Origin of the sequence: Bradyrhizobium septentrionale (assembly GCF_011516645.4) — a bacterium.
GTDB lineage: Bacteria > Pseudomonadota > Alphaproteobacteria > Rhizobiales > Xanthobacteraceae > Bradyrhizobium > Bradyrhizobium septentrionale.
Genome location: NZ_CP088285.1, coordinates 328265 through 344118 on the forward strand (window position 1 = coordinate 328265; position 15854 = coordinate 344118).

15 protein-coding genes and 1 pseudogene are annotated in these 15854 nt (G+C 64.3%); 6 read left to right on the forward strand and 10 right to left on the reverse strand.

Annotated features, from left to right (window positions below; genetic code table 11):
* Window positions 1–47: 47 nt before the first annotated feature.
* On the reverse strand, window positions 48–1226 hold the full coding sequence (locus HAP48_RS03525; protein ID WP_166214702.1) for an MFS transporter: 1179 nt from the start codon (window positions 1224–1226) through the stop codon (window positions 48–50).
* 75 nt (window positions 1227–1301) lie between these two features.
* Between HAP48_RS03525 and HAP48_RS03530 the strand changes: the two genes are divergently transcribed.
* On the forward strand, window positions 1302–2114 hold the full coding sequence (locus HAP48_RS03530; protein WP_166214700.1) for an AraC family transcriptional regulator: 813 nt from the start codon (window positions 1302–1304) through the stop codon (window positions 2112–2114).
* 158 nt (window positions 2115–2272) lie between these two features.
* Complete coding sequence (locus HAP48_RS03535) at window positions 2273–3637, forward strand: malonyl-CoA decarboxylase (protein ID WP_166214698.1); 1365 nt, start codon at window positions 2273–2275, stop codon at window positions 3635–3637.
* 164 nt (window positions 3638–3801) lie between these two features.
* On the opposite strand, the gene HAP48_RS03540 is transcribed toward HAP48_RS03535, so the two are convergent.
* Both HAP48_RS03540 and HAP48_RS03545 read right to left on the reverse strand, forming a co-directional pair.
* Window positions 3802–6171 carry a TonB-dependent receptor gene (locus HAP48_RS03540; RefSeq protein ID WP_224496896.1) on the reverse strand — a complete coding sequence of 790 codons (2370 nt, stop codon included), beginning with the start codon at window positions 6169–6171 and terminating at the stop codon, window positions 3802–3804.
* 313 nt (window positions 6172–6484) lie between these two features.
* Complete coding sequence (locus HAP48_RS03545) at window positions 6485–7546, reverse strand: V-type ATP synthase subunit I domain-containing protein (RefSeq protein ID WP_166214696.1); 1062 nt, start codon at window positions 7544–7546, stop codon at window positions 6485–6487.
* A gap of 253 nt (window positions 7547–7799) precedes the next feature.
* On the opposite strand from HAP48_RS03545, the pseudogene HAP48_RS50625 reads away from it, so the two are divergent.
* The 3 genes and pseudogenes from HAP48_RS50625 to HAP48_RS03560 all read left to right on the forward strand — a co-directional run.
* A pseudogene (locus HAP48_RS50625) lies at window positions 7800–7983 on the forward strand (MCD, Malonyl-CoA decarboxylase MCD); the annotation flags it as partial.
* A gap of 430 nt (window positions 7984–8413) precedes the next feature.
* Window positions 8414–9079, forward strand: coding sequence for an outer membrane protein (locus tag HAP48_RS03555; RefSeq protein ID WP_338028976.1), 666 nt, complete (start codon window positions 8414–8416; stop codon window positions 9077–9079).
* A gap of 33 nt (window positions 9080–9112) precedes the next feature.
* Window positions 9113–9409: a hypothetical protein gene (locus tag HAP48_RS03560; protein ID WP_166216935.1), complete on the forward strand. Its 297-nt coding sequence runs from the start codon at window positions 9113–9115 to the stop codon at window positions 9407–9409.
* A gap of 73 nt (window positions 9410–9482) precedes the next feature.
* On the opposite strand, the gene HAP48_RS03565 is transcribed toward HAP48_RS03560, so the two are convergent.
* The 7 genes from HAP48_RS03565 to HAP48_RS03595 form a co-directional block, all read right to left on the reverse strand.
* The gene (locus HAP48_RS03565; protein WP_166214692.1) at window positions 9483–10652 is read right to left on the reverse strand and encodes a mandelate racemase/muconate lactonizing enzyme family protein; all 1170 of its coding nucleotides are present in this window, start codon (window positions 10650–10652) and stop codon (window positions 9483–9485) included.
* 155 nt (window positions 10653–10807) lie between these two features.
* Window positions 10808–11080: a DUF3297 family protein gene (locus tag HAP48_RS03570; RefSeq protein ID WP_029079039.1), complete on the reverse strand. Its 273-nt coding sequence runs from the start codon at window positions 11078–11080 to the stop codon at window positions 10808–10810.
* Window positions 11077–11553, reverse strand: a complete 477-nt coding sequence (locus tag HAP48_RS03575) for a glutathione peroxidase (RefSeq protein WP_166216932.1) — start codon at window positions 11551–11553, stop codon at window positions 11077–11079. The genes HAP48_RS03570 and HAP48_RS03575 overlap by 4 nt, the downstream gene beginning before the upstream one ends.
* Window positions 11554–11564: 11 nt before the next feature.
* Window positions 11565–12956 carry an amidase family protein gene (locus HAP48_RS03580; protein WP_166214690.1) on the reverse strand — a complete coding sequence of 464 codons (1392 nt, stop codon included), beginning with the start codon at window positions 12954–12956 and terminating at the stop codon, window positions 11565–11567.
* Window positions 12957–13028: 72 nt separating this feature from the next.
* Window positions 13029–13595 (reverse strand): c-type cytochrome, encoded by a 567-nt coding sequence (locus tag HAP48_RS03585; RefSeq protein ID WP_166214688.1) that lies wholly within the window; start codon window positions 13593–13595, stop codon window positions 13029–13031.
* 73 nt (window positions 13596–13668) lie between these two features.
* Complete coding sequence (locus HAP48_RS03590; RefSeq protein ID WP_175612364.1) at window positions 13669–14943, reverse strand: PQQ-dependent sugar dehydrogenase; 1275 nt, start codon at window positions 14941–14943, stop codon at window positions 13669–13671.
* A 181-nt stretch (window positions 14944–15124) separates the two neighbouring features.
* Window positions 15125–15382 (reverse strand): DUF6894 family protein, encoded by a 258-nt coding sequence (locus tag HAP48_RS03595; RefSeq protein WP_029079044.1) that lies wholly within the window; start codon window positions 15380–15382, stop codon window positions 15125–15127.
* A gap of 322 nt (window positions 15383–15704) precedes the next feature.
* Here HAP48_RS03595 and pqqA point away from each other — a divergent pair, with 322 nt between their 5' ends.
* On the forward strand, window positions 15705–15785 hold the full coding sequence (gene pqqA / locus HAP48_RS03600) for a pyrroloquinoline quinone precursor peptide PqqA (protein ID WP_035635412.1): 81 nt from the start codon (window positions 15705–15707) through the stop codon (window positions 15783–15785).
* The last annotated feature ends 69 nt before the right edge of the window (window positions 15786–15854 follow it).

A 15854-nucleotide genomic window follows, 5' to 3' on the forward strand; every position in this document is an offset into this window, starting at 1 on the left:
GGCGGGTACTATCTCAACGGCGAACCGGGTGGCAAGACACTATTGCGTCAGCCTGCCCTCGTGGCCGGCGTCCGGATCTCGCGCGGCAGGATGATCGCGGCCGCAATCGCCAGCAGGCACAGCGCGGCAAAGGCACGCAGCATCATGGCGAAGCCGCCCTGGTCGTACAGCCAGGCCACCAGGCCGACCGAGGCGCCGGCCGCCGTGAAGCCGACGAAATAGCGCACCGCATAGGCGCGCGAGCGCCATTCCTCGGTGGTGTACTTGCCGACCATGGCATCGTTCACCGTCACCTGGCCGAACGCGCCCATCACGATGCCGATCGAGACCACGATCAGCGGCAGGTTGGACAGGTTCGCCGCGAGATAAAGGAACGGCGCCAGCATGAACGACAGCGGCAGCGCCACCGTCTTCAGCGAATGCCTGTCGAGCAGCTTGCCGATCGTGTACTGCGTCATCGCGCCGAACACATAGACCCCGGCCGCGATCACGCCGAGCAGCGCCGGGCTCCTGGTCAGGTCCGCGAGCCGTTCCGCGAACAGTTTTGGCAGCGCCACCGTCACCGCGTTGAAGGTGGTCGAGATCGCGATCACCACGATCAGGAGCGACAGCACCACGCGCCACATGTCCTGCTTGGCGACGCGCGCCTGGGCTGCGGCCTGTTTGGAGCCCTTGCGGTCCTCATGCACCACCGTCATCGCAAAGGCGACGCCGATCAGCACGGTGACGGCGCCGGGCACGATGAAGGCCCAGCGCCAGCCGAGATACTGGCCGATCACGCCGGTGACCAGCGCCGACGAGGCGACGCCGAGATTGCCCCAGACACCGTTGATCCCCATCTCGGCGCCGAGCTTCTCGGCATAGGACACGATCATCGCGGTGCCGACCGGATGGTAGATCGATGCGAAGATGCCGATCGCCAGCAGCGCGACGCCGAGTTGCAGCGGGCGCGAGACGAAGCCGACCGAGATCATCGACAGGCCGATGCCGACGAAGAAGATCAGCATCATGTGGCGGCGGCTCCAGCGGTCGCCGAGCCAGCCCGTGATCAGCGAGCCGGCGCCGAAGGCGATGAAGCCCGGCGTCGCATAGGGCAACAGTTCCGAATAGGCCATGCCGAGCGCCGGGCCCATGATGATGACGGCGGCGGCGAAGATCAGCATCGCGTAGTGATCGATGAAATGGGCGGCGTTGACGAAGGTGATCACCCGGCTCGGACTGTTCATGGGCACGTCTCTCACGCGATTCTTCAATTGCTCGAAAAATAGGTTATAGGTGCTTGTCCTGACGGGATGTCGCCAATGACTATCGCTGAACCGCCAATCAGAGCCCTCCACAAGGACCGGCGCATCACCGGCGAAGGCGTGCACCTGGTCGCACGCAGCTACCAAAAGGGCGTCCGGCTCGACCCGCACATGCACCGCGAGGCCCAGCTGGTCTATGCCGCCTCGGGCACCATGCAGGTGACCACGCCGAAGGGCCGCTGGCTGGTGCCGCCGGACCGCGCGGTGTGGGTCCCTGCCCTGCTGCCGCATGCGATCGATGTGCTCGCCGACATCGAGATGCGTACGCTGTATTTCGACCAGGCTTGGCTCGCACGCGAGGAGCGCAGCGACAGCCTCGGCCACGAATTCGTGGTGCGGGTCTCGCCGCTGGTGCACCAGGCGATCCTCGCGCTGTTCGACACATCATGCGGACGCAAGCGCACCGACCTCTTGATCCGCCTCGTGATGCTGGAGCTGCACCAGGCCGAGGATTCCGCGACCTTCATCCCGCTGCCGCAGGAGCCGCGCTGCCGCCGCGCCGCCGATATCGTGCTGGCCGATCCGACGGGGGATCATGAGATCGACGCGCTGGCGCGCATGGTCGGCACCTCGGCGCGGACGCTGTCGCGGTTGTTCTCGGTGGAGACGCAGCTCTCCTTCAAGAGCTGGTGCCAGCGCGCCCGCATCGCGGCCGCGATCGAGCGGCTGTCGACCAATTCGAATGTTTCGGTCAAGCAGGTCGCCGCGGACCTCGGCTATGCCAGCGTGCCGGCATTCTCCCACGCCTTCCGCCAGGTCACCGGCAAGACACCGACCGCGTTCGCGGAGAAAACGTGCGAGAAAACGTGAACGGGATTCGTCATCGGGAGTAGTCATGACGAATTATACCGCTGTCGGGCTGCGACATATTTCCGTACGATCCCTGCGCTTGATTGCAGTCCTCCCGACCTTAAATCCCGTGTAAGGTCCGGCTTCACTGGATGCGACCCGCTGGATACGACCCGCTCATGGCCAACGCCTTTTTCTCCGACCTGCTCTCGACGATCTCCGAACGCGGCCGCGTGCTGCTCGGCCGCTCCAGCCCGGCCGACGACAAGCAGGATCCGTCCGAGCTCTTGGAATTGTGCGAGGCGCTCTTGTCCGGCCGCGGCGAAGCCTCCGGTACCGCGATGGCGCGCGAAGTGCTCGACCGCTACCACCATCTCGATACTCCCGGGCGGCTGTCGTTCTTCCAGACGCTGGCGCGCGATTTCGGGCCCGATCACGCCAGGCTGGCGCAGGCGATCGAAAGCTGGCGCGCCAAGGTGAACGACACGGCCAATGGCGACGACGCCAGCGATTTGCATTTCGCCTCCGAGCCGCGCCGCCAGGAATTGATCCGCCGGCTCAATCGCGCGCCGGGCGGCACCGGCGAGCTGGTGTCGATGCGATCCGATCTGCTTTCATTGATGAAGGGCAACAAGGACCTCGCCGCGCTCGATCGCGACGTGTCGCATTTGCTCTCATCCTGGTTCAACAGGGGATTTCTGGTGCTGCGCAGGATAGACTGGTCATCGCCGGCCAATATTCTGGAGAAGATCATCCGCTATGAGGCCGTGCACGAGATCCGCGACTGGGACGATCTGCGCCGCCGCATCGATCCGGTGGACCGCCGCTGCTACGCCTTCTTCCACCCGGCGCTGACCGACGAGCCGCTGATCTTCGTCGAGGTCGCGCTGACGGAAACCATCCCGGGCGCGATCGCGCCGCTGCTGGCGGAAGAGCGCGAGTCGGTGGCGGTCGAGCGGGCCCGCACCGCGGTGTTCTATTCGATCTCCAACACCCAGCGCGGCCTTGGCGGCATCTCCTTCGGCAGCTTCCTGATCAAGCAGGTGGTCGAGGAACTGCGCCGCGAACTGCCCAAGCTCGACACCTTCGTGACGCTGTCGCCGGTGCCGGGCTTCATGCAGTGGGTCAAGCAGGCCGACGACGTGCCGCTCACCGATGAGGACCGCCAGCTCTTGGAAAGCCTCGGCAAGCCCGGCTGGTCCGAGAACCCCGAGCTCGCCGCGCAGCTGCGTACCGTGCTGGAGCCGCTCGCCGCCTACTACTTCCTGAAGGCGCGCACGCCGAAGGGACGGCTGATCGATTCGGTGGCGCGCTTCCATCTCGGCAACGGCGCGCGGCTGGAGCGGATCAACTGGCTCGGCGACCTCTCGCCCAAGGGCCTGCGCGAATCCTCCGGCGTCATGGTCAACTACCTCTACCGCCTCGACGACATCGAGAAGAACCACGAGGCCTACGCCAACAATGGCGAGGTGATCGCCTCGAGTGCGGTGAAGAAGCTGTTGAAGGGCGAAGGCCGGCGGCTGCTGGATATGCGGTTGGGCTGAGAGGGCGCTCTCTCCACGTCATTGCGAGCGGACAGTCTCAGTCGTCGTCATGCCCGGGCTTGACCCGGGCATCCACGTCTTTGGCGCCCCACGTAAGAAAGACGTGGATGGCCGGGTCAAGCCCGGCCATGACGATGCTGATAGGTTGTCGACACTCTCTGCGCCTAAAACCTCGCCCTCGCCATCAGCCGCACCGTGCGGCCCTGTCCCGGCGAGATGTTGTTGTTGCCGTCGGCGGAGGCCCAATAGCCCTTGTCAAAAATGTTCTCGACATTGAGCTGGGCGCTCCAGGTCTCGTCGATCTTGGCATAGACCGCGGCATCGAAGCGGACGAAGCTCGGCAGCCGCACGGTGTCGTCGGATGAGGCGAAGGAATCGCCGAAATAGATCACGCCGAGCGCGGCCGCCCACATCGGCGTGAACTGATACTTGTTCCACCAGGCAAACTGATTGTACGGCACGAGCTGGACGCGGTTGCCGGGAACGACGGTCGCCGAAGTCGCACTGGTGATCTTCGCATCGGTATAGGCATAGGCCAGCGACGACTGCCACTGCTCGGTGACGTAACCGGTCAGGCTCGCCTCGACGCCGCGCGTCAGCGTGCTGCCCGAAGGGAAGAAGAAGCCCGGATTGTTGCCATCGGCGATCGGCTGGTTGGTGCGGTTCAGATTGTAGACCGCGGTCGAGAACAGCAGCTTCGGATTGACGTTCCACTTCATGCCGAGCTCGACATTCTCGAAGCGCTGCGGCTGCAGGATCAGCGTGCCGTCGGTTAGCGCGCTGAACTGGTCGCCCGAGGCCGGCAGATACGAGATGCTGTAGGCGGTATAGACCGACATCGAATCCATCGGCTTGATGATCAGGGCGCCCTGCGGCGACACCAGATTGTCGACGCGGCCGCGGTTGATGTTGGTGTTCATGTCGGTGGCCGACATGTCGTAGCGGTCGAACCGCGCGCCGGCGATGATCTGAAGGCTACGCGAAATCTCGATGGTGTCCCTGACATAGCCGGACTGGATGTTCAGCGCGTAGCGGCTGTTCGAATCTGGCGTGGTGACGCCGTCGGTGTTGATGCCGGTGAAATGGTGGATGAACGTCACCGGACCGAAATAGGTCGGCGCGAACGGGTTCTGCACGATGGTGTTGGTGCCGTTCGGGAACACACCGGTGTTGCGGATGTCGACGCCGGTCTGGCGGCCGAACTCGGTGCCGAAGCCCACGGTGTGGAACAGCGGACCGGTCCAGGTCTTGTAGGTGAAATCGGTCTGGTTGAAAACGTTGTCGCGGTTGGTGGTGTGCTGATAGGCGCCGAGATTGACCGCGGTGTCGGCCGGGTTGACCGCGCCGGCGAGCGGGCCGCCGGTCGGATAGACGTTCTGATAGAACTTCTGATAGTCGGCGGCGAAGGTGCCGTTGCGCACCGTCAGCCCGTTCTCGAAATCGTGCTCGATAATAGCCATGCCGGTCTGCACCGTCGCCTGCGCGGTGTTCAGGGCCGGACTGCCGAAGAAGGTCGAGAAATCCCCGTTCGGCGCGAACGGCGTGGTCGGATTGAAGCGGGTCGCGCCGCCCGGCAGCCCCTGCGAGGGATTGCCGCGATCGGCGGTGCGCTCGTCGTGGAAGTACTCGTAGCTCAGCTTGATCTTGGTGTTGTCGTCGGGCTTCAGCGTCACGGTCGGATTGATGCCGTAGCGTTCCAGATGGTTGAAATCGCGGAACGCGTCGGCGCCCTCGTAGAACACGTTGAGCCTTGCTGCGACGTTCTCGTTGATCGCCTGTCCGGCATCGAGCGTGACGCGGCGATCGCCCCATGAGCCGGTCTGCGCCGTCGCCTCATAGACGCGGTTGCCGTCGGCCTCCTTGAGCGTGCGGTTGAGCAGGCCGCCGCCGGCGCCGCGGCCGAAGGTCAGCGCGCTCGGCCCCTTCAGCACCTCGATGCTCTGGGCGTTGTACAAGTCGCGGAAATACTGCACGTCGTCGCGGAAGCCGTTGACGAAGAAATTGGCGCTGGAATCAACGCCGCGGATCACCAGCTCGTCGCGATTGCCCTCGCCCTGATGCACGGCGACGCTGGGGACGTAGCGGGTGACGTCGGTGAGGCCCTGGTAGTTCTGGTCGCGGATCTGCTCCCGCGTGATGACGTTGAGCGATTGCGGGATGTTGACGATCGCGGTGTTGGTCCTGGTCGCAACGGAGGTGCTGTTGGCGAAATAGCCTGACGTGCCGGTGCGCGCGTCCTGCGATTCCGCGAACGGTTTTGCCGCAGCCGCGGGCTCGATCCGCCGCGCGGTCTGGGTGCGGCGGCCGCGCGTGGCCGCGGCATTGCGTGAGGCCTTCGGCGCGCTGCGGCGGCGTTGCGCGGCCGGCGGGGTGACGGTCACCGGCGGCAACGTCGAGACGCCTTGCGCTGGCGCCTGCTGCGCCTGCGCAACTGAGGTTGCGAGCGGAACGCTCAGCGCGAGATAGCTCGCCGTGAGTAGCGAAAGCTTCGCCAGCAACACAGTGCGGCGGTTGGTTTGTGATCTCGATGTCATGACGTCGTCCCCAAGCAACTCTCGAAGCAACTCTCGCCTTGCACGAGGGCGATGCGCCGTCCTCTAGAGACGTGGGGCGCTGTGCGTCCAGACGACGCGGCCGGGAAAATTTTTGCGCGCGAACGGAATAAAGTCGCGACGAAAGCACGCAGGTACGCCTCGCCGAGCGTCCAGCGTTGGAAAAGTCAAGGATGCAAATGGTTTCTGTCGGCTTCCGGGTTTGCGCCGGGAAACGAAGAACGGCGCTTGCGCGCCGCCCTTCTTGTAGGAATTCCAGATTGTATCGGTTCTAAAGGCGCTACGGATGCCGGCGTCACGCCGTCGCGGATCGCGGCCGCAGCCCCGCCGGCAGATACGCATCGATCCAGCCAGCGATCGCGCGCTCATTGCGATGGTAGAGCAGACCGGCGGCGATCACGGCAATTCCGATCAGCGACAGCGCGAACGGGAACCACAGCGAGTCCTTGAACACGACGTCGGCGAGATGTCCGAGATAGATGCAGATGCCGAACGCGCCGAACACCGCATAGGCGCGCCGCATCAGGATCACGGCGAGCGCGATCAGGCCGACATTGAGCAGGCAGTAGACCGCCTTGCCCAGTTCGGTCGAGCCTTCGGATGCGGTAATTCCGCCCCAAAACGCCATCAGGCCGAACAGATGCAGCCAGAACGCAAAGTCGCCATTGCGGCTGCGATAGTCGACGATCCACGCCACCGCGAGCACGGCCAATCCGAACCAGATCGATACGCGACGCCGCGTCTCGAAGTCGGCATAGTCCATGCCGCTGAACCATGGCGCCAGATCCATCGACATGAACCACAGCGCGAACGCGATGATCGCGACGATGAAGGCGAAGCGGAAGTAGCGCAGCGCGACGATGCCGGCGGCAATGGTTGCGATCTCCATGAAGAGCCAGCTGCCCTTCACCCAGATGTAGAAGTCGTGCACGGTTCCGGGCTTGCCGAACTTGCCCCACCAGCCGAGCTCATCCTGGATGCCATAGACCGCGAGCGGCGCCATCGAGACCGCGATCGCGATCAGCAGGCCGCCGGGAACCCGCAGATTCTTGCCATACCAGAGGTGGTGACCGGCGACAGTGAAAGCGGTGGCGTAGGCGATCGCGCTGGCCGTCAGCGCCCGGCCGCCCATCTGGGTGAACGCCAGGGTCGAGAACAGGCCCATGGCGCCGATCACGATCAGCGCGCCGGCGTACCAGAGCACATGCGCGGCATCGAATTTCGCCGCCGGGCTGGCGCCACCGTCCGCGCCCTGCCCGTCGCTGCTCGCCAGGAAGGCGAGCAAGCGGTCCAGATCAGCCGCGCTGATCACCCCGGCATCGGCGGCGTCCCGGAGATTCTTCGCTGAATATGGCATGCGGCTATCCTCATGGCCGGTTCCGCGCCTCTCCCGGTGACCACCCGGAGCAAGGCGTCTCTCCAGCATGAGTATACCGGAACATGAGCAACGTTCAACATTTTCTTGAGCATTGCTCACAAAATTTGGTGAGCGGGCCGCCTGGATCGCGATACCGGTCCTCCCGGGCATGGGGTCCGCCTCGACACCGAGACGGAGGCACGAGCGTACTCGCCCATCCGGGCGAGCCCAACGGCCGGATCGCAGGACATGCAACGGCGCTCGGCTGGAGCGGATCAACTGGCTCGACGATCCCTCGCCGAACGGCCCGCGCGAATCCGGAGACATCAACGACCTCGATCGCCTCGACGACATCGAGAGACACCACGACGCCCGTGCCCAACAATGGCGACATGATCGGCTCGAATAGGGTGAACAAGTTGCTCAACGGCGAAGGCTGCTCGACAGGCGGCTTGGGCAAACGCGAACGCCCTTCTGCGTCTTTCTTCATGTCCGAAGCTTGTCTCGAACATTGCGCTTTGCTGCTGACGATGGCCGTCGGACTCGCCGAGGACAATGCAACCGACAACGCGCGCAAGATTCCCGGACGGATTCGCAAGCGTCGCCGTCGAATCCTGACTCCGTCCTGACAACGCGAAGGCGCGCGATGCGAAACATTTTTTACAATCCGACATTCATCGAGCTTGCGACAATTTCACGATACATCGGCAGCGCTTTCCGTATGCTCGTTGACGGGGTTGGTTGAAACCGCATGGGGATCATCATGAAAAGAATTCTGCTCGGCGTTGCTGGTCTCGCGGCAATCGCCACACCGGCCTTGCAGCCGATCTCGCTCCGCGCACATACGTACCGACAAAAGCGCCAGCGATGGTCTCGCCCGCTTACGACTGGAGCGGCTTCTATGTCGGCATCAACGGCGGCGGTGGATGGGACAGGAATTGCTGGAACAACACCGCCCTCTTCGGCGTGCCTGTGAGCCCAACCGTCGGTGAAGGTTGTGCCAGCAATTCGGGCGGCACGGTCGGCGGTCAGATCGGCTATCGCTGGCAGTCCGCATCGTGGGTGTTCGGCGTCGAAGCGCAAGGCAACTGGGCCGACCTCTCCGGATCCAGCCAGAGCCTCGTCTTTCCCAACGTCACGAACCAGAGCAAGGTCGACGCATTCGGATTGTTCACCGGTCAGATCGGCTATGCCTGGAACAATGCCCTGCTCTATGTGAAGGGCGGCGCTGCCGTCACCGACAATCAATATTCCGGCTGGTCGAACGCAACCGGCATCGAACTCGGTACGGCCAACGACACCCGCTGGGGCGGCACCGTCGGCGTCGGCTTCGAGTATGGCTTTGCGCCGAACTGGTCGCTGGCCGTCGAATACGACCATCTCTTTATGGGCACCGCCAACAGCGCCTTCACCGGCGTTGCACCGGCCAATCTCGGCGTCAATACGCGCAACGAAGACATCAGCCAAGACATCGACCTCGTCACCGCGCGCATCAACTACCGCTTCGGCTACGGCGGCAGCAGCAGGTACTAGCGCATGAATCCGTACGGGAGACTGAAAGTGAAAATGGTGCGCCAAGCGATCGTCGTTGCGTTCGCCGTAGCTTCGATCGCGATGCTTGCATCCAATGCGGCCTCGGCGCGCGGCTTCCATGGCGGCGGCGGATTCCATGGCGGCTTCTATCGCGGCGGCTTTTATCGCGGATATGGCTGGGGCATCGGACCCGGCTTCTACTTCGGACCCGGCTATTACGGCTATCCGTATTACGGTTATCCCACCTACGGCGGCGGCTGCTACCTGGTCCGGCGGCGAGTCCATACGCCTCGCGGCTGGCGCATCCGCACCGCGCGGGTCTGCGATTGATGCGGCGGTGACGGCGAGGATCGCAAACCTCGCCCCGTCATTGCGGGGAGCGTGGCAGCGACGACCGCGCTCCCTATTCCGCCAGCGCCTTCATCTCCTTGTAGAGATCCGACTTGCCCTCAAAACCGATACCCGGAAGGTCGGGCATCACGATGTGGCCACTCTCGACGCGCACGCCGTCCGGGAAACCGCCATAGGGCTGGAACAGGTCGGGATAGCTCTCATTGCCGCCGAGGCCGAGGCCGGCCGCGATGTTGAGCGACATCTGGTGGCCGCCATGCGGGATGCAGCGGCTCGGCGACCAGCCGTGCGTCTTCAGGACCGCGAGCGTGCGCTGATACTCGCACAGCCCGTAGGACAGCGCGCAATCGAACTGCAGCCAGTCGCGATCCGGCCGCATGCCGCCGTAGCGGATCAGGTTGCGCGCATCCTGGTGGCTGAACAGGTTCTCGCCGGTCGCCATCGGGCCGGGATAGAATTCGGCAAGTGCTGCCTGCAGCGCGTGGTCGAGCGGATCGCCGGCCTCCTCGTACCAGAACAGCGGATACTCCCGCAGCATCCTGGCGTAGGCGATCGCGGTCTCCAGATCGAAGCGGCCATTGGCGTCGACCGCAAGCTGCGCGTGACTGCCGATCTCCTTGAGCACCGCCTCGATGCGCTCGCGGTCCTCCGCGAGCGGCGCGCCGCCGATCTTCATCTTCACGACGTTGTAGCCGCGGTCGAGATAGCCTCGCATCTCCTTGCGCAGCGCGCCGAGGTCCTTGCCCGGATAGTAATAGCCGCCGGCGGCATAGACGAAGACGCGCGGATTGGCGCTCACGCCGTGGCGCTCGGCGAGCAGCCGGAACAGCGGCTTGCCGGCAATCTTCGCCACTGCGTCCCACACCGCCATGTCGATGGTGCCGACCGCGACCGAGCGCTCGCCATGGCCGCCCGGCTTCTCGTTCGACATCAGCGTCGACCAGACCTTGTCCGGATCGAGATTGCTGCCGTCGGCATCGAGCAGCGATTTCGGATCAGCTTCCAGGAGCCGCGGCGCGAACCGCTCGCGGATCAGACCGCCCTGCCCGTAGCGGCCGTTGGAATTGAAGCCATAGCCGACCACCCGCCTGCCGTCGCGCATCACATCGGTGACCACGGCGACCAGGCTCGAAGTCATCTTGCTGAAGTCGATATAGGCGTTGCGGATCGGCGAGGAGATCGGCTTTGTGACCTCGCGGACGTCGACGATACGGACGGACATGGTGTTCAATCCTTTGACGAGTGCGTGCTTAACTTCCCGTCATGCCCGGGCTTGTCCCGGGCATCCACGTCTTTCTTTCGGTGGCGCCCAAGACGTGGATGGCCGGGACAAGCCCGGCCATGACGGCCTAACGAAGCGCCTCGGTGCGCTTCCGATCAGGACTTTGCCTTGTCCCGGAAATACGGCTCGACCGGCCCGTGCACCTTGATGGTCAGCGGATTGCCGTAACGGTCCTTGGCGTTGCCGGCGGTGACCCGCACCCAGCCTTCGCTGATGCAGTACTCCTCGACATTGGTCTTCTCCGCGCCCTTGAAGCGGATGCCGACGTCACGCGACAGGATCGCCTCGTTGTAATAGGGGCTCTTCGGATCGATCGAGAGACGGTCCGGAAATTGCTCGTTGGTGGTATCGTCGTTGTTGTCGCTCATAGCAGCGCCTCGATCTCCTTCTTCAATCCTTCGGGCCGGGCGGTCGGCGCATGCCGCGCCACGACCTTGCCGGAGCGATCGACCAGGAACTTGGTGAAGTTCCACTTGATCGAGGGTCCGAGCAGGCCCGACTTCTCACGTTTCAGGTGCTCATACAATGGATGCGCACCGGCGCCATTGACGTCGATCTTGGCGAACATCGGAAACGTCACGGAATAGTTGGTCTCGCAGAACGAGGCGATCTGCGCTGCGTCGCCCGGCTCCTGCGCGCCGAACTGGTTGCAGGGAAAGCCGAGCACGGCAAAGCCGCGCGGCGACAGGTCGGCGTGCAGCTCCTGCAAGCCCTTGTATTGTGGCGTGAACCCGCAGGCGCTCGCGGTGTTGACGATCAGCAGCACCTGCCCCTCGAAGCGCTGCAGCGGCACGTCGTCGCCGGACAGCGACTTGGCGGTGAAATCATAGACGCGTGACATCGTCATTGCTGTTACCCCGCTGGATCGATCGGCGACGACGGCGTGCCGCCGGCCTCGACTGCCTCGCCCGCGGCAAGGCAGAGGTCCTCGCGGTAGCGGCCGGCCACCAGCTGCACGCCGACCGGAATCCGCCCGACGAGGCCGGTGGAGACGACGAGCCCGGGAAGCCCCATGAACGGGATCGCGATCTGCGGCAGCTGCGCATGCCACACCCGTGCGAACGAGGCCTCGTCCTTGCGGTCGAGGTGATCGGGGAACGGCAGCTCGCCGGACACCGGCATCAGCAGCACCGGATATTTGTCGAAGAAGGCGAACCATTCGCGGGTCAAGGTCGCGCGGCGGGTCAGCGCCTGCGACAGGTCGAACGGATGTACCCTGGCGCGGACGCCGCGCAGGCAGGCCAGCGCGCCGGGATCGCCCTCGCGCTCGGCGAATGCGAGCTGGGCCTCGTAACCGTCGCCGAGCCAGAGCCGGGTCTGGATTTCCGCCACCTCACGCAGGGACGGTGTGTCGGCGATCTCCTCGACGATCCAGCCTGCCTCTCGCAGTCGCTTGCCGGCATCCGCCACCGCGGCGACCACTTCCGGCACCGGGTTGAGGCCATCGGGATTGAGGCACATCGCAACGCGCTTTTCCCGCGGCGGGCCCTCGAGCGGCACCGGCGCGTACCAGGGGTCGCGATAGTCGGGCGCCGACATCGCGGTGAGCGAGATGCGCAGATCGTTGACGGTCCGCGCCAGCGGCCCCGACACCGCGCTGATCTGCGGGCCGATCGGCCGCTCCGGCAGCGCCGAATTGAAGGCCGGGACACGGCCCATGCTCGGGCGCAGGCCGTGCACGCCGCAAGCGTAAGCGGGATAGCGGACCGAGCCTGCGATATCGGTGCCGTGGGCGATATGGCCGATGCCGGCGGCAACCGCCGAGCCCGCGCCGCCCGACGAGCCACCCGGGGTGATGGCTGGATCGCGCGGGTTCTTGGTGTCGCCGTGAATGAGATTGGTGGTGAACCAGCGATAGGAGACCGCCGGACAATTGGTGCGGCCGAGCAGCACCGCGCCGGCCTTGCGCAGATTGGCGACCACCGGATTGTCGACCCTGGCGATGAGGTCGCGCTGCGCCTTCAGCCCGTTGGTGGTGGCGTAGCCCTCCTGGTCGACATTGACCTTGATGGTGATGGGCACGCCGGCGAGCGGACCGACCGCCTCGCCGCGCGCAATTGCCGCATCGATCGAAGCGGCCTGGGCCAGCACGTCGTCCGGCCGGTGATCGACCACGGCATTGATCTTCGGGTTGACCGCGTCGAGCCGGGCGAGCCCGGCCTCGGCGGCCTCTTTCGCCGATACCTTATTCGATTTGATGAGGCCGGCGAGTTCAGCCGCCGACAGACGCCAAAGATCCTGCATGTGCAACTCCGTGTGACGCAGGCGTTTTAGCGCCGCACGGAGAACAAGGCCAGCGGCCCGCCGCCCGATGTTTCAGCGGACATGCGCGATGTAATAGGCAAGGTCGGCGATCTGCTCCTTGGCGACCGGCTGCATCACGTCGGCCATGGTCGCGTCGTAGCCGTGGCGGCTGTTGTCCTTGTATTCGGCCATGGTCTTGGCGAGGTAGTCCTCGCGCTGGTTGGCGATGCGGGGGACGTTCTCCTTGCCGGAGAAATCGGTGTTATGGCAGGCGTTGCAGCGGTTCTGCTGCACCAGCGCCTGGCCGCGCGCCATCCGCGCCGGATCGCCGGCCTCGGTGGGCGGCGTGGGCTTGGTCAGGGTTGCGATGAAATCGGAGAAGGCGCGCAAATCGTCGTCGGTCATCGACTTCGCCATCTCGTTCATCGGCTCGAAGGTGCGCAGCTTCTCGCGGAACATGAAGAGCTGGATCAGCGCATAGGGCGCCTGCTGGCCGCCAAGCGAGGGCGTGTTCTCGGTTTCCGAGGCGCCATGCTCGCCGTGGCAGGCAAAGCACGCAGCAGAGCGCTCCTGGATGGACTCGGCATTTGCGGAGAAGCTGAGAGCGGCGAGCGCCGCAGCGATTGCGAACTTACGCATCGGTCCATCCTTGCATGCACTTCAAAAAGAAAATCGGGGGCAGCGGACGCTGCCCCCGATCCCTGGTTTCAACTTACTGGTTGGCGACCTTCTGCTTGCCGTAGCTGATGCGATACACCGCGCCGTTCCAGTCGTCGGAGACCAGCATCGAACCGTCCTTCAGCAGCATCACGTCGACCGGGCGGCCGACATACTTGTTGTCCTCGAGGAAGCCGGTCAGGAACGGCTCGACCGACTTCACGGTGCCGTCCTTGTTCAGCCTGACGACGACGATGTCACCGCCCTGCTTCTGCGACTTGTTCCAGGAGCCGTGGCGCGCGACGAAGATCGCGTCCTTGTAGGCCTTCGGGAACTGGCTGCCGGTGTAGAAGCGCATGCCGAGCGAAGCGGTATGCGGGCCCATCAGGCCGACCGGCGCCGTATAGTCCTTGCAGTTCTTGCCCCAGCCGAGTTCCTGGTCGATGATGTTGCCCTGCCAGCAATACGGCGCGCCGAAATCCTCGCCGGCCTTGGTGACGCGGTTGAGCTCGTCTTCCGGCACCGTCTCCGACAGCCAGTCGCGGCCGTTGTCGGTGAAGTACATCTGCTTGTTCTCGGGATTCCAGTCGAAGCCGACCGAGTTGCGCACGCCGAGCGCGTAGACCTCGGCGCCGGAGCCATCGAGATTCATGCGGCGGATCTGGCCGTGGTCGGCGTCATGCAGCACGTTGTTGCCGGGCTGGCCGACCGGAACATAGAGCTTGTTGTCGGGACCGATCGCGATGAACTTCCAGCCATGCGCCTCGTCCTTCGGCAGCTTGTCGTAGATGACGGTCGGCTTCGGCGGGTTGTCCAGATTGTCCTCGATCTTGTCGATCTTGGAGACCTTCGAGAGCTCGGCGATGTAGAGCGTGCCGTCCTTGAAGGCGACGCCGTTCGGACGATAGAGGCCCGAGGCGATCACCTTGACCGAGCGTTTGCCGTCCTTGTTGACGATCGCATAGACCTTGTCGACCAGCCGGCTGCCGACGAACACGGTGCCCTTGTCGCCAAGCGCCAGCGAACGCGCATTCGCCATGCCCGCAGCATAGACCTCGACATTGAAGCCGGCCGGCACCTTGAGCTTGGCGAGCGGCAGCTTGTCGGTCGCGGACGGCAGCGGCGGCGGCGCCACAGGCGCGAGCTTGGCGGCGGCCTCATTGTCCGGACGCCCGATCATGGGCGAGCCCGGCGGGAGCGGCTGGGCGGCAGGGGCCGCGCCTGCCGCCGGCGGGGTCGTCGGCTGCTGCGCCGCAGCAGAGAGTGTGAACGCCCCCAACATCGCTCCGGCAAGCAGCAGGCTGCGCGGTGCGAACGAGTGTTTTTTCATGATTGTTCTCCCCAGGGTGGAAGCCGTTGTTGATTGCGCCATTGAGGTCGATCGGCGCGGTTCGGCTTTCCGTTCATAGCCTTAGGAATATGTCCGGACAATTGCAATCGGACACATGCTGGCATGGGCCAACGCATGGTTGTGACCACGCAGCCCCGTCGGCGTGCGTCAATGCCTTATCTCAGTGCCTTGTCAGGGAGCGGTCCGGGCGATCGAGAATCGCCTCGGTGAAGGGAAACTCCAGCACGATCTCGCCCTCGTCGTCGGTCACCTCGATCACCGCGCTGAGCAGCGCGCCGTCGGCGCCCTCGGTCTTGAGCAATTCGCGAATCATCGCCCGCGCCATTTCCCATGCACGATCCGGGTCGCGCAGGATTTCGCCGTCAGGGTCGGAGATCAGCTCGTCGCCGATACGGGTGTTGAAGAAATAGCGTGGCATCGGCTGAACTCGGCTCGGTTAGTCGCTCCCGTCACCGGAAGCTGTAGAATCGTCATCAGGACCTTCGGAGGACCGCGCGGCCCCTGTTTGTTAGCCCAACATCACCATTCACCGTGTGGCGAACAACAGGAAAAAGGTCTGACGGCACGGGCTTTTGACGGGAAATGCGCGCACAAATTTGTGACTGGGCGAGTTCCGCTTGCCGCAGTGCAGCATGCCCTGAGCAGAGCACGTTGCAAAAAATTTAAGTGGCGAACTTCTCCAACCGCAGTAGTTTAACTGCAGGGCGGAAAGTTCGTCCGGTTGCAACATGGAGAGCCAAATGGCCTGGAAAGCACCGAAGATCGTGGAAGTGTCGGTCGGCATGGAAATCAACATGTATATGTGCGCCACCCGCAAGTAAGCGGCAGCGCCCTATACACGTTTAGCGTTTTAGCGCAGGTGGGCATCCGGGCGTAACGCGCTCCCGAGC

Bases quoted from the DNA above. Each gene is read 5' to 3' on its own strand.
- HAP48_RS03525 (WP_166214702.1), bottom strand. From the start codon at position 1,226: ATGAACAGTCCGAGCCGGGTGATCACCTTCGTCAACGCCGCCCATTTC.
- HAP48_RS03530 (WP_166214700.1), top strand. From the start codon at position 1,302: ATGACTATCGCTGAACCGCCAATCAGAGCCCTCCACAAGGACCGGCGC.
- HAP48_RS03535 (WP_166214698.1), top strand. From the start codon at position 2,273: ATGGCCAACGCCTTTTTCTCCGACCTGCTCTCGACGATCTCCGAACGC.
- HAP48_RS03540 (WP_224496896.1), bottom strand. From the start codon at position 6,171: ATGACATCGAGATCACAAACCAACCGCCGCACTGTGTTGCTGGCGAAG.
- HAP48_RS03545 (WP_166214696.1), bottom strand. From the start codon at position 7,546: ATGCCATATTCAGCGAAGAATCTCCGGGACGCCGCCGATGCCGGGGTG.
- HAP48_RS03555 (WP_338028976.1), top strand. From the start codon at position 8,414: ATGGTCTCGCCCGCTTACGACTGGAGCGGCTTCTATGTCGGCATCAAC.
- HAP48_RS03560 (WP_166216935.1), top strand. From the start codon at position 9,113: ATGGTGCGCCAAGCGATCGTCGTTGCGTTCGCCGTAGCTTCGATCGCG.
- HAP48_RS03565 (WP_166214692.1), bottom strand. From the start codon at position 10,652: ATGTCCGTCCGTATCGTCGACGTCCGCGAGGTCACAAAGCCGATCTCC.
- HAP48_RS03570 (WP_029079039.1), bottom strand. From the start codon at position 11,080: ATGAGCGACAACAACGACGATACCACCAACGAGCAATTTCCGGACCGT.
- HAP48_RS03575 (WP_166216932.1), bottom strand. From the start codon at position 11,553: ATGTCACGCGTCTATGATTTCACCGCCAAGTCGCTGTCCGGCGACGAC.
- HAP48_RS03580 (WP_166214690.1), bottom strand. From the start codon at position 12,956: ATGCAGGATCTTTGGCGTCTGTCGGCGGCTGAACTCGCCGGCCTCATC.
- HAP48_RS03585 (WP_166214688.1), bottom strand. From the start codon at position 13,595: ATGCGTAAGTTCGCAATCGCTGCGGCGCTCGCCGCTCTCAGCTTCTCC.
- HAP48_RS03590 (WP_175612364.1), bottom strand. From the start codon at position 14,943: ATGAAAAAACACTCGTTCGCACCGCGCAGCCTGCTGCTTGCCGGAGCG.
- HAP48_RS03595 (WP_029079044.1), bottom strand. From the start codon at position 15,382: ATGCCACGCTATTTCTTCAACACCCGTATCGGCGACGAGCTGATCTCC.
- pqqA (WP_035635412.1), top strand. From the start codon at position 15,705: ATGGCCTGGAAAGCACCGAAGATCGTGGAAGTGTCGGTCGGCATGGAA.